The organism is Leadbettera azotonutricia ZAS-9, from assembly GCF_000214355.1.
GTDB classification, from domain to species: domain Bacteria; phylum Spirochaetota; class Spirochaetia; order Treponematales; family Breznakiellaceae; genus Leadbettera; species Leadbettera azotonutricia.
Genome location: NC_015577.1, coordinates 3,522,393 through 3,534,475 on the forward strand (window position 1 = coordinate 3,522,393; position 12,083 = coordinate 3,534,475).

General features: G+C 49.8%; 15 protein-coding genes. 7 read left to right on the forward strand and 8 right to left on the reverse strand.

The window, feature by feature from the left end; genetic code table 11:
- Positions 1–47 precede the first annotated feature (47 nt).
- Positions 48–1,289, forward strand: a complete 1,242-nt coding sequence (locus TREAZ_RS15520) for an IS256 family transposase (protein WP_015709764.1) — start codon at positions 48–50, stop codon at positions 1,287–1,289.
- Positions 1,290–1,353: 64 nt separating this feature from the next.
- Here TREAZ_RS15520 and TREAZ_RS15525 read toward each other — a convergent pair whose 3' ends face one another.
- Entirely contained in the window at positions 1,354–1,632 is a 279-nt protein-coding gene (locus TREAZ_RS15525) for a hypothetical protein (RefSeq protein ID WP_015712846.1), read from the reverse strand.
- A 521-nt stretch (positions 1,633–2,153) separates the two neighbouring features.
- Here TREAZ_RS15525 and TREAZ_RS15530 point away from each other — a divergent pair.
- The 6 genes from TREAZ_RS15530 to TREAZ_RS15555 are packed head-to-tail and all read left to right on the forward strand — an operon-like array spanning position 2,154 to position 8,793.
- A complete protein-coding gene (locus tag TREAZ_RS15530) occupies positions 2,154–2,333 on the forward strand; it encodes a hypothetical protein (RefSeq protein ID WP_015712849.1) in 180 nt (59 codons plus the stop codon).
- The gene (gene prfA, locus TREAZ_RS15535) at positions 2,326–3,396 is read left to right on the forward strand and encodes a peptide chain release factor 1 (protein WP_015712850.1); all 1,071 of its coding nucleotides are present in this window, start codon (positions 2,326–2,328) and stop codon (positions 3,394–3,396) included. Before TREAZ_RS15530 ends, prfA begins: the two co-directional genes overlap by 8 nt.
- A gap of 24 nt (positions 3,397–3,420) precedes the next feature.
- Complete coding sequence (gene prmC / locus TREAZ_RS15540) at positions 3,421–4,335, forward strand: peptide chain release factor N(5)-glutamine methyltransferase (RefSeq protein ID WP_015712851.1); 915 nt, start codon at positions 3,421–3,423, stop codon at positions 4,333–4,335.
- Positions 4,322–6,355 carry a RelA/SpoT family protein gene (locus tag TREAZ_RS15545; RefSeq protein ID WP_245535050.1) on the forward strand — a complete coding sequence of 678 codons (2,034 nt, stop codon included), beginning with the start codon at positions 4,322–4,324 and terminating at the stop codon, positions 6,353–6,355. Before prmC ends, TREAZ_RS15545 begins: the two co-directional genes overlap by 14 nt.
- 3 nt (positions 6,356–6,358) lie before the next feature.
- A complete protein-coding gene (locus tag TREAZ_RS15550; protein ID WP_015712852.1) occupies positions 6,359–7,528 on the forward strand; it encodes a CapA family protein in 1,170 nt (389 codons plus the stop codon).
- Between the two features lie 47 nt (positions 7,529–7,575).
- Complete coding sequence (locus TREAZ_RS15555; protein WP_015712853.1) at positions 7,576–8,793, forward strand: MFS transporter; 1,218 nt, start codon at positions 7,576–7,578, stop codon at positions 8,791–8,793.
- On the opposite strand, the gene TREAZ_RS15560 is transcribed toward TREAZ_RS15555, so the two are convergent.
- From TREAZ_RS15560 to rpmJ, 7 genes are read right to left on the reverse strand one after another with little or no spacing between them, the layout of a single operon-like run.
- Positions 8,784–9,005 carry a hypothetical protein gene (locus TREAZ_RS15560; RefSeq protein ID WP_015712854.1) on the reverse strand — a complete coding sequence of 74 codons (222 nt, stop codon included), beginning with the start codon at positions 9,003–9,005 and terminating at the stop codon, positions 8,784–8,786. The genes TREAZ_RS15555 and TREAZ_RS15560 overlap by 10 nt on opposite strands.
- Positions 9,006–9,464: a 50S ribosomal protein L17 gene (rplQ, locus tag TREAZ_RS15565; protein ID WP_015712855.1), complete on the reverse strand. Its 459-nt coding sequence runs from the start codon at positions 9,462–9,464 to the stop codon at positions 9,006–9,008.
- Positions 9,454–10,509 (reverse strand): DNA-directed RNA polymerase subunit alpha, encoded by a 1,056-nt coding sequence (locus TREAZ_RS15570; RefSeq protein WP_015712856.1) that lies wholly within the window; start codon positions 10,507–10,509, stop codon positions 9,454–9,456. The genes rplQ and TREAZ_RS15570 overlap by 11 nt, the downstream gene beginning before the upstream one ends.
- Before the next feature lie 9 nt (positions 10,510–10,518).
- A complete protein-coding gene (gene rpsD / locus TREAZ_RS15575; protein ID WP_015712857.1) occupies positions 10,519–11,154 on the reverse strand; it encodes a 30S ribosomal protein S4 in 636 nt (211 codons plus the stop codon).
- Positions 11,155–11,170: 16 nt separating this feature from the next.
- Positions 11,171–11,554 (reverse strand): 30S ribosomal protein S11, encoded by a 384-nt coding sequence (gene rpsK, locus TREAZ_RS15580; RefSeq protein WP_015712858.1) that lies wholly within the window; start codon positions 11,552–11,554, stop codon positions 11,171–11,173.
- 12 nt (positions 11,555–11,566) lie between these two features.
- On the reverse strand, positions 11,567–11,932 hold the full coding sequence (rpsM, locus tag TREAZ_RS15585; RefSeq protein WP_015712859.1) for a 30S ribosomal protein S13: 366 nt from the start codon (positions 11,930–11,932) through the stop codon (positions 11,567–11,569).
- Positions 11,933–11,940: 8 nt separating this feature from the next.
- Positions 11,941–12,054, reverse strand: a complete 114-nt coding sequence (gene rpmJ, locus TREAZ_RS15590) for a 50S ribosomal protein L36 (RefSeq protein ID WP_043923153.1) — start codon at positions 12,052–12,054, stop codon at positions 11,941–11,943.
- Positions 12,055–12,083 lie beyond the last annotated feature (29 nt).

Consider the following 12,083-nt stretch of genomic DNA (forward strand, 5'->3'; position numbering starts at 1 on the left):
AGTTTGTGTAAATGGCCAAAATATGGTAGAAATACCAAGGAGACAAAATGGCCAGTACACGAAAACTGAAAGAGAAGGATCTGATCGACCAAATACTCGATCAGATAGACCTTAAAGGAATGACCCAGGAAGAAATCCTTGGACAGGAAGGATTATTAAAGCATCTGACAGGGAAGCTGCTAAGCCGTGTCATGAATGCTGAAATGGACGAGCATTTGGGGTATGAAAAGAATTCCAACGCCGGGGACAATTCGGGGGACAGCCGAAACGGGTACAGTGAAAAGACAGTCCTGACAGAGAATCAGAGTGCAGTGATACAGGTACCACGGGACCGCAATGGAACGTTCGAACCCAAGATACTGGCGAAACACCAAAGACGGCTCCCTATATTTAACGACCAGGTTATTTCGATGTATTCCTTTGGGATGACCGACCGGGATATTAAATCACACCTGGAAAAAATATATAACGTGGAAGTCTCCCCTGAATTGATAAGCCGTGTCACTGCAGCGGTGATGGAAGAAGTGAAGGAGTGGCAGAATCGGCAGCTGGAAAAATCTTATGCCATCGTGTATTTGGACGCCCTGAGGGTCAAGACCAAACAGGACGGGAAAAGCTGTACCAAGAGCGTCTATGTGGCTCTGGGAGTGAATTTCGAGGGTCAGAAGGAGGTATTGGGCCTTTGGATAGCGGAGAACGAAGGGGCTAAGTTCTGGATGGGCGTCCTGAACGAAATAAAGAACCGGGGAGTGGAAGACATACTCATCGCTTGCATGGACGGCCTTACCGGTTTCCCCGAAGCGGTTCGGGCAGTATTTCCCAAGACCCGTATCCAATTGTGCATTGTCCACATGGTGCGTAATTCCACCAAGTTTGTTTCCTGGAAAGACCTGAAAAAAATCTGTGCCGATCTTAAGGCCATATATTCGGCAGCCACCGAGGAAGCCGGCCGTGACGCACTGGAAGAATTCGGCAAGATATGGGATGCCAAGTACCCGATGATATACCAGTCCTGGGATACCCACTGGGATGACTTAAGCGAGTTCTTTAAATACCCGCCTGAAATCCGCAAGGCAATTTACACGACAAATGCAATTGAGTCATTAAATTACCAGCTGCGAAAAGTCACAAAAAACCGCTCGACATTTCCGAACGATGATGCTATATTTAAGATATTGTATTTGGCAATTAGGAATGCGTCAGAGAAATGGACAATGCCGGTACGGGATTGGGGGATGGCGCTCAACCAATTCGCTATTATTTTTGGCAATGAACGGGTTCCGTTCTAAATAATTCATTGCCATTTACACAAAAATTCGGACACGTCCGATAAATTAAAACTATATTCCTAGATTATTTCTCCAATGGTTCTTTGTTTTTTATGTCGGCTAATTTATGATTATATTCAAATGCCTTGTCGCGTATCCCGTTCAGTTCCTCCATGGTTGTTGCATTCTCAATTTCCCTTTTCAATGCATATAGTTCCACTTGCGCCTCATAAAGCGGGTGGGTAACATCGTTTGAAACACCTATTTTCCTTGAATAATGGTAATAATTTGCTGCTGTACCAACAAGCCATTCGTTTAACGACTCTTTATGTATAGATATTTCATATTCTTCTTTATCGTCCATGTAAATATTATATTTATACTATTTAACGAATTTCGTCAAGTATTTTTGTTAAACATAAACATTGGTTTACAAAATTCACCCATTTTCCTTATACATCAATATATAAGAAAAACACTATATAGCGTTTATTCCCGGAAAATTATATAAAACAGCGTTTTTTTGAATTCATCAGATAAGATGAATTTAATACGGGAAATTCATCAGATAAGATGAATCAATAAAACAGAAATTTATTTCGCATCTTTTGTAATAATAATATTACTTATGGGTATTGTTTTTGACGAAGCCCGGATGGCAAGCGAATTCCCCAGAGTGGTGGACAGCCTTTTTATCAAAAAATATTGATTTTTATACAACCTGTTCAAGCCAATGCTTTTTGTCCGGCAAACTTGCCGCCATGCTTACCGGGCTCTATGTTGCCGTCAACCTGGATCATAGCCTGAATGCTCTGGATTGGATGATTGGGCAAGGCCTCCCTTCCCCCCTTTGCCCCAGGCTCGTTTTTATGATAAACTGTCGTTATGCAAGTTGAGATCAATTCCAGGGGCAACGGTGCTTGCCCTCTTTGCAATTCCAGCGGGAATTGCCGGGTTCAGGACACGCTGACCAAAGAAATGGGGACCTTTTCCGATATGGACGACCCCATGGAGCTGGTAGTGTATTCCTGCCCCCAATTTCAGGAGAAAACAGAAAGTGAGTGAAAGGCTCGATTCCATGCTCCGCCGCCATGGGGAGCTTTCAAAGCTGATTCAGGATCCGGACATCGTAAAGGACCAGAATCAATACCGCAGTATAATGAAGGAATATTCCCAGCTCAACGAAATCGCCGAGTACAATGGGGAGGTTGAAGGGCTTGCGGGGCAGCTTGAAGAAACCAGGACCCTGGCGCAGGACGAAAAAGATCCCGAAATGAAGGAACTTGCCAAAGAGGAGCTCAAAGAGCTTGAACTCAAAATGAAGGACGCGGAAGACAGGCTCAAATTCCTCCTTATCCCCAGGGATCCCCTGGACGAAAAAAACATCATCATGGAAATTCGGGCGGGCACGGGGGGCGAAGAGGCTGCCCTTTTTGCGGCCGACCTTTTCCGCATGTATTCCCGGTTTGCCGAGACCAGGGGCTGGAAGTTCGAAATCATGAATTCCAACGAAACCGAACTCGGCGGCCTCAAAGAAATCGTCTTTTCCATAAGCGGCAAAAATGTCTACGAAAATATGCGCTACGAATCCGGGGTTCACCGTGTTCAGCGGGTGCCTGCCACCGAAGCTTCGGGGCGCATACACACTTCTGCAGTAACCGTGGCGGTGCTCCCCGAAGCGGACGAGACTGAAATCGACATCAAGCAGGAAGATCTTCGCATCGATGTCATGCGCGCGGGCGGCCCCGGCGGCCAGTGCGTCAACACCACAGACTCGGCAGTGCGCATCACCCATATCCCTTCGGGCCTGGTAGTCCACTGCCAGGATGAAAAGAGTCAGATAAAAAACAAGGCAAAGGCCATGCGCGTACTCCGGGCCCGCATCTACGAGATGGAAGAAGCCAAGGCGGCCTCGGAACGGGCGGAAGCCCGCAAGAGCCAGGTTGGCACAGGGGATCGCTCCGAACGCATACGCACCTACAACTTCCCCCAGAACCGCCTTACGGATCACCGCATCAACCTCACCCTTTACAAACTGGATCTCATCATGCAGGGTGATGTAGAGGAGCTGTTTGACGCCTTAAAGCTTTCTGCCCGGGAAGAATTGCTCAGGGCTACGGCGTCGTAGATACAGCAGTCAGGGCAGGAAGCTATGACCATCCAAAACAGCCTGACCATTGAAACCGCCCGTTTACGTGCCGCTCATATTGACACCCCCGCCCTGGACGCAGGCATCCTTCTCGCAGAAATCCTGCATACCGATAAAGCAGGTTTGATTCTCCATGGCCCTGATTCAATCCCGGAAGGAGACAATGAGAACTTCCGCAGCCGCATTAACCGCCGCCTTGCCGGCGAACCTGTAGCCTATATCCTTGGGCGGAAGGAATTCCGGGGCCTTGATTTTACGGTAAGCCCCGATGTGCTTGTGCCAAGGCCCGATACCGAGACCCTGGTCGAGGCTGCCCTGCAAGAGCTTGACTCTGTTCAATCCGGGGCAGATTCAAATTCCCGTATCAGCGTGCTCGACCTCTGCACCGGTTCAGGCGCAATTGCCATTGCTTTGAAAAACGAATGTCCCGGACTTGAGGCATGGGCTTCCGACATATCCGGGGCAGCTCTCAGCATTGCCAGGGCAAATTGCGCCCGGCTGCTTCACGATAACGCAGTGCATTTCATACAGGCGGATCTTTTTCAGCCCTTTCAAAATCCTTCCAGCCCCAATGCCGCCTTCCCAAAGCAATTCACCCTCATTGTGAGCAACCCTCCTTATATTCCCTCTGCAGAAATCGGGGGCCTTGCAAAAGAAGTGCGCATGGAGCCAAGCCTTGCCCTGGATGGGGGAAGGGATGGGCTGGATTTGATACGCAGAATTGCAAGGGAGGCAGGGCACTATCTAAAGGATAATGGAATACTCCTCATGGAAGCAGACCCAAGGCAGATGGATGCAATTCGTGGTATACTATTGGATAATGGGTTCAGGGAGCCGCGGCTTTACAAAGACCTCGCGGGCCTGGACAGGGTTATAAGCGGTACACTCAATAGAGAAAGCAAAGATGGAACAGGATGATAAAAATACGGCCCCTCCCACGGGCGCTTTTTTAGAAAAGATACAAACCCTCGGCAAAAAGGATCAGGAGCTGATCCGCGAAGCCTTGAGCCTGGCCGACAAAAAAGGACGGGGCCATAGAATGGCATCCATACTTGCCGATCTCAGCCTCGACACCGACACCCTTGTTTCGGCCCTGGTACTCGATTCTTTTGAAAAGGGCGATATCACCCTCGAAACGATAGATAAAAAATTCGGCAAAAACGCGGCAGCCTTGACCGGCGGGACTGCCCGCATTGCTGGGCTCCAGGCAAAAAACAAGACCATACAGGAAGCCGAAAATATACGCAAAATGCTCTTTGCCATGGCAAAGGACATCAGGGTCATCTTCATCAAGCTGGCGGACAAGCTTCAGGATCTTGAGGAGGCCAGCGACAAACCTGCCGACAAACGCAAGCAGGCAGCGCAGGAATGCCTCGACATTTATGCGCCCCTTGCAGGCAGGCTGGGCATTTCGTGGATCAAGGATGAGCTTGAAGATCTGGCCCTCAAGGATATAAACCACGAAGCGTACATGCAGATAAAAGAAATAGTTTCCGAAAAGCGGGGACAGCGCAGGATCTTCCTCGACAAGGTGCAGCACGATATTGAAAAGGAGGCCGAGGCGGCTGGAATCAATATCGAAGCCTCGAGCAGGGCAAAGCATTTTTATTCGATATACCAAAAGATGCGGAAGCGCAATAAAGCAGTTGGCGACCTCTACGATCTTTTCGGCATCAGGATTATATGCGGCAATATCGAAAACTGCTACACCCTCCTGGGCCTTGTTCACCGGCTCTGGAAACCCCTGGACGGGCGTTTTAAGGATTATATAGCCATGCCCAAATCCAACGGCTACCAGAGCCTCCATACCACAGTCATGGCGGCCGGCGCCGGCCCGACTGACGACCGGATTGTGGAGATTCAAATCCGCACCGGGGAAATGCACCACATTGCGGAAAACGGCATTGCCAGCCATTGGCTCTATAAAAAAGGCAGCTCCCGCGAGCTGGTGCGGCCAGTAGACATCTCCATTATCAACCGCCTCAAGGACTGGAAAGATACCGAGGGCACTAATACTCATAATGCCAATTCAAAAACTTTTCTTGAAGAAATCAAACGGGAAATTCTAAAGGATTCTATCTATGTCTTTACCCCCCAGGGAAAAGTGATCGAACTCCCTATGGGCGCCACGCCCATCGATTTTGCCTATCAAATACACTCCACCATAGGCGATCACTGCGCAGGCGCCAAAGCGGATGGCGCGATTATCCCCCTGAGCTCCGAACTTGAAAATACCCAGGTAGTAGAAATACTCACCTCGGCCCAGGCGCGCCCCCACATCAACTGGCTCAGGATAGTAAAAACCGCAAAGGCCAAAAGCAAAATACGCGCCTGGCTCCAGCAGAACGATGAAGCCCTGATCATCGAAAAAAATGTGGTCGCCAAAAAGAAAGCCTCTGAAACTCCTCCGCCCGAAAAGGAAACAGCAAAAAAGGGCAGCCCTCCGATTCAACGGGTCATTAATACAGAGGGGAATGAAACCAACTTTTTCCATGTCAGGATTGCTTCGGGCGAGGGCATCACGGAAAAAAACATGATGATACGTTTTGCCCGCTGCTGCCGCCCCATCACAGGGGACCCCATTATAGGCTATGTCTCCAGGGGCAGGGGCATTATCATTCATCGCAAAAGCTGCACGAACCTCGCGAACCTCCCTGATTTTGAAGACCGCAAAATCGATACGGAGTGGGAAAACGCAGGCACAGCCCTGGTCAAGCGCTTTAAAATCGAAGCCAGGAGTTCTGCGGATCTCTTTTCAGAGATTGAAGGGGCAGTGCGCAAAAACCAGGGCCACCTCATCGAAGGCCGTCTTGAAGAAACATCACAATCAAGGCTCACCGGCTTTTTTACAATACAGCTTGACCACCCCCGACGACGTAAAAAAAGTCATGAAGAACATCAGGGGCATTCCTTCAATACTGACTATACAGGGCCTTAATTAGTGAAAAACAAAGCCCTGCTACTTCTCTTTATTCCTTTCCTGTTTTCCTGCGCCGGCGCCCCTGCTCCAATAATCGAAGATGAAATCCATGGGACCCCCCAAATCGCCGAGCCGCCGCAGCCTGTTATAGATTATCTTACTATCATTGCTGCGGGGGACAACCTATTCCATCCCCCCATCCTGAAGGATTTTCTTAAGAATGGAACATATAACTTCGATCCCCTTTATAAACTGGTAAAACCCTACATAGAGCCTGCGGATATCGCCTTTGTAAACCAGGAGACAGTTTTGGGGAACGCCCCCTATTCAGGCTATCCTCTATTCAACACTCCAAAAGAAGCAGGCGCCGCGCTGGTGGCAGCAGGTTTTGACATAATAAACCAGGCTACCAACCATGTCATGGATCAGGGTGTGGATGGAATACTCAACACCCTGAATTATTGGGATACTATCCCGGAGGTTCACTGCCTCGGCATACACCGCTCGGAAGAAAGCCGCAGCAACAATTTTTGCATCGTCGAAAAAAATAATATTCGGGTAGGCTTCCTTTCTTATACATACGGCACCAATTATATCCCCCTCCCTAAAGACAAGTCATACATGGTGTCCCTCATAGAAACAGAAAAAATGGCCCAGGAAATCGATGCCATAAGGCCCCTCTGCGATTTTCTTGCAGTCTCCATGCACTGGGGAATTGAATATGAACTTGAAGCTTCAGCGGCCCAGGAAAAACTGAGCGCCTTCCTTGCAGAGCACAATGTTGATGTCATCATAGGCCACCACCCCCATGTACTTCAGCCCATGGTTGTCCTGCCCAGGGCGGACGGGGGCAAAACCATCTGTTACTATTCACTGGGGAATTTTGCATCAGCCCATGTTACGTCGGACAAAAACCTCCTCCTTGGAGGGCTCATGTACCTCAGGCTGAAAAAAGAGAACGGGACGCTCAGCCTTGAAGAAACAGGTCTCATCCCCGTAATCACCCATTATGAAAAAGATCTCACCGGCTTCAAAATATACCCCCTCTCTGAATACAGCGACGATCTGGCCGCCAAACACTGGAAAAGGGCAGGAGACGAGGAAATGACTTATGAATACTATTATAAAATGACCGACGGCCTTTTTGGCACAGCCCTCATGCTCAGGAACCCATTTGCCTCTATTGAATAATCCCTTATTACCACATACCATTGTTTAAGGGAAATGCGGTAATTTAGATGTTCTCATCCTTACGCCTGGTGAAGAAACTGCCTATAAGCAGAAATAATATATTGTTTTTATGCGCTTTCTTTTACAGCTTTTCCATCAATATATTGTCTTTCACCCTGCTATACCTTTTGACTGATAAATTCGGCTTCAGCGCGGGCCAGGTGGGGGCTTCCCTTGCCCTGGGTACAGGTATTTATTTCCTGGGATGTACTATTTATCAACGTTTTGGAAACAAAGGAAAGCCAAAATATATACTTCCCGCGGCGGTGTTTTGCTCTTTTATTTCCACTTTCATTCTGGCCCTCACAACTAGCGGATCGGCAGCGGTGATCACCTGGGGCTTTATACAGGGGGCCACAGGTTTTTTCTGGCCTCCCCTGATGGCATGGTTCACCCAGGGTCTCGACGAGACTGAACTTAACCATGATATTTCATGGTATAACCGGGCATGGATGTCGGCCCTTTTGATTGGCCCCCTTGTAGGCGGCGCTCTTTATCGGGTAAGCACAGCCCTGGTATTTGCACTAGTATGCCTTTGCCTTTTTTCAATCGTCGCCGTTCTGGTATTCCTGGCCTTCTTCACGGAACCGGGAAGGAAGGACAATACCACAGGCCAGCAGGACGAGGCAAAGACAGCAAAAAAGAACCCCCTCATACCTGAGAGGCTCGAAAAATCCATACAGTCCTATAAGATACGGGGATGGATCGGCGGCGTCTGTTCCAATTTATTCAGCGGGGTGCTGGGAAATGTGGTGCCCCTCTATATCAGGGATACTTTGGGATATACAGAAAAAACCGCAGGCCTGGTGATGCTATTCAGGGGCATAGCGGGGGTACTCGCGTTCACTTTTTTTGCCAAATTCATTTTCTGGCATTTCAACAAGAAGTGGATACTCTTTCTCCATGGTTCGCTTATTGTTTCTTCGCTGATACTCCTCTTTTCAGGAAAAATGATACTCCTCTATATGATCATTGCTTTTGCTTTCGGATTCATCAGCGCAGGCTGCTACAACAACAGCATTTTCCATTCGGGGGTGGACAAAAAAAATCCCGCGAAGAACATGGCTCTCCACGAGATTTTCCTTTCCATTGGCGGAGCCGCAGGCTCCCTTGGGGGAGGCTACTGCCTCCAGTTTTTCGGTATGGGCAGCACCTTTTTCATCCTGGCAATAATCCAGGGGGCAGGGCTGGCCGCCCAGTTTTACCTGGATCGCCGTCAGGCTTGAGCGGTTTCTCCAGCAGCCTGAACACCGGTATCTATTACGCTTTTCTTGCCGTGCTTGATGGCAGCCTTGCAAGTTTTGCAGATCTTCACTTTCTGTCCGCCTGCATCCTGTTCGTAGAGGATCTTCACATTGTACCTTTTGCAGACCGGGCACTCACCCCGGCCATGGGCGGCAATTTCCCGTATTCCCTTACCTCTGTGGGCTTTTGACATCTATTTCTTCTCCTCTTTGGCCTTTTCGTTTTTGGCTTTCTTGGATGCGTCTTTTTTGGCATCTTTCTTGGCCTTCTTGTCCGAAGCCTCGCCGGTGTCAAGCTTGTAATCCACCAGTTCGAGGATCACAATTTCGGCAGCGTCGCCGGGCCTTTCGCCAAGCTTAAGTATGCGGGTATAACCGCCGGCCCTTTCCTTCATGCGTACCGCGATGTCGGTAAAGAGTTTGACAACCATGCCCTCGTCAAAGAGACGAGCCGAAACAAGACGGCGGTTATGGACACTGTCTATCTTTGCCCGGGTGATGAGTTTTTCGGCGCTCCTGCGTATTTCCAGGGCCTTGGCCTTGGTAGTCCTGATCCGTTCGTACCGGAAAAGGGAGGTGACCATGTTACGGTGCAGGGCTTTCCGGTGGGCTGAACGGCGATCCAGGGGGTTAAAGCCTCTCCTATGCTTCATCTTCTGCTTCCTTTTGAGGCGTAACCCTGACCGCGTTTTTCAGCACATTCAAGTCGGTTATCCCCAGGCTTAAATTCCACTCCTTGAGCTTTTCTTTGATCTCCTGGAGGGATTTCTTCCCGAAATTACGGGTCTTGGCGATATCGTCTTCGGTTTTTCGGGTCAATTCGCCTATAGTTTTAATATTCGCGTTCTTGAGACAGTTGGAGGAACGGACAGAAAGCTCCAGCTCTTCCACGGGGGTATTGAGGATCTGGCTGATCCTGATATCGTCGTCGTCAATGTCGTCGTCGGAACCAAAAGTGTTTTCATCAAAATTGATGAACATGGTGAGGTGTTCCTTGGCGATCTTGGCGGCTTCGGCCAGGGCGTCATCGGGTTTGATGGTCCCGTCTGTCCATATCTCGAGCACCAGCTTGTCATAATCCGAACGCTGGCCAACCCGTGTGGGCTCCACCGCAAACTTGACCTTTTTTACCGGCGAGTATATGGCGTCCAGGGGGATAGTGCCAATGACATCAATATAGCGCTCATTGGTTTCGGAAGGCACATAGCCCCTTCCAAGATCGATCTGGACTTCAAATTCGATCTTTGCATTCTCCATGAGGGTCATGATGTGCTGGCCGACGCTCAGGACTTCGACCTGCCCCTGGCGGGCAAAATCATTGCTCTTTATCTCGCCCTTGCCTGACCATTCGTAGATGAGGACATCCTGCTCCACATCGTCGGGGAGCTTGAGCCTAATCTGCTTGAGGTTGTTGATAACCTCGAGGGTGTCCTCCACGATATTGGGGATAGTCTCAAATTCGCTGGACACATTGTGGGCAACCCCGTCCGCGCCATAGGAATTGATCTTGACTGCGGTAATCGCATATCCCTGAATGGACGATAGAAGAACCCGGCGCAGGGTATTCCCCACGGTCGTTCCGAATCCCGGTTCAAAGGGAGCCGCAATGAACCGGCCGTAATTCGGCTTAAGTTCACTATGCTCAAGAGTAATGGTCTTCGGACGTTTGAATCCTTTAAGGAGGTTCTTACGGGCCATGGGTTCTCCTTATTTAGAATATAATTCGACGATCATCTGTTCTTTGATATCCCCAAGATCGGTGATATCACCTCTCCGGGGCACTGCAAGGAACTTTCCTTTCATCGCATCAGGATCAAGCTGAAGCCATGGCATAACACCGGATTTGCCGAATTCCTTCAGCGCGTCTTTGATTATGATAAGGCCTTTGCTGGACTCTTCAATTTCGATTGTGTCTTCAGCCTTCACGAGATAGGAAGGTACATCGACCCTCTTGCCATTCACCGTTACATGCCCATGAAGCACGATCTGCCGGGCCTGGCTGCGGCTTACAGCGAATCGCATGCGGTAGACCACATTGTCCAGCCGGCGTTCCAGCAGGGCAAAGAGGTTTTCACCGGTAATGCCGGGCATACGCAGAGCTCTTTCGAAGAAGAGGCTGAACTGCTTTTCCTGCATGCCGTAAATTCTCTTGAGCTTCTGCTTCTCCCTGAGCTGCACCCCGTAGTCGGACCTTTTGCCGGGCCGGGCTTTCGGATCCTTGCCGGGCGCGGGCCTTTTCTTGTTGATGGGGCATTTATCGCTCAGGCAGCGGTGGCCTTTGAGCATCAGTTTTTTCTGTTCCGTCCGGCAGAGCCGGCAAACGGGGCCAGTATATCTTGCCATATTTTCCCTTTCCCCCTTAGATGCGGCGTGTCTTCCGAGGCCGGCAGCCGTTATGCGGTATCGGAGTTACGTCATTGATGGATTTGACCTTTATACCCAGGGCGCCGAGCTGGCGTATTGCCGACTCGCGCCCTATGCCCGGGCCCTTCACGAAAACATGAACTTCCCGAAGCCCTACCTGCATGGCCTTCTGGGCGGCAGTCTCGGTTACAGTCTGCGCCGCAAAGGGGGTGGACTTCTTGGCGCCCCTGAACTGAAGCATACCCGAACTGGACCAGGAAATTGTGTTTCCCATAAGGTCGGTAATGGTTACGATAGTATTATTGAAGGTTGCCTGAATATAGACATTCCCCTCATAAACGGACTTTTTCTCTTTCTTCTTTTTGGTAGTACCAGCCACGCTATGCTCTCCTTACTTCTTCTTACCGGCAACGGTCTTTTTCTTGCCCTTGCGGGTGCGGGCATTGGTACGGGTGCGCTGGCCCCGGAGCGGAAGGCCCTTGCGGTGCCTCAAACCCCGGTAGCAGCCTATGTCCATGAGGCGCTTAATGTTGAGGGCAATCTCCGTACGGAGGCGGCCTTCGACCTTATAATCTGCCTCAAGGATAGTCCTGAGTTCGTTGAGTTCCTCCTGGGAAAGATCGTTGATCTTCCTCATGGGATCGATTTTAGCCTTAACGCAAATTTCATCGGCACTGGATCTGCCAATGCCGTAGACATAGGTCAAGGCTATGTTCACATGCTTGTTCGGGAGGTCAACCCCCACTAGACGCGCCATACTGTCTCCTAACCCTGCTTCTGCTTATGCTTGGGATTCTGACAAACGATACGGACTATGCCGTTCCGCTTTATCACCTTGCACTTATCGCAAATAGGCTTCACACTTGTCCGGACTTTCATCCATTTCTCCTCTTGCCTAAATCAAAGGC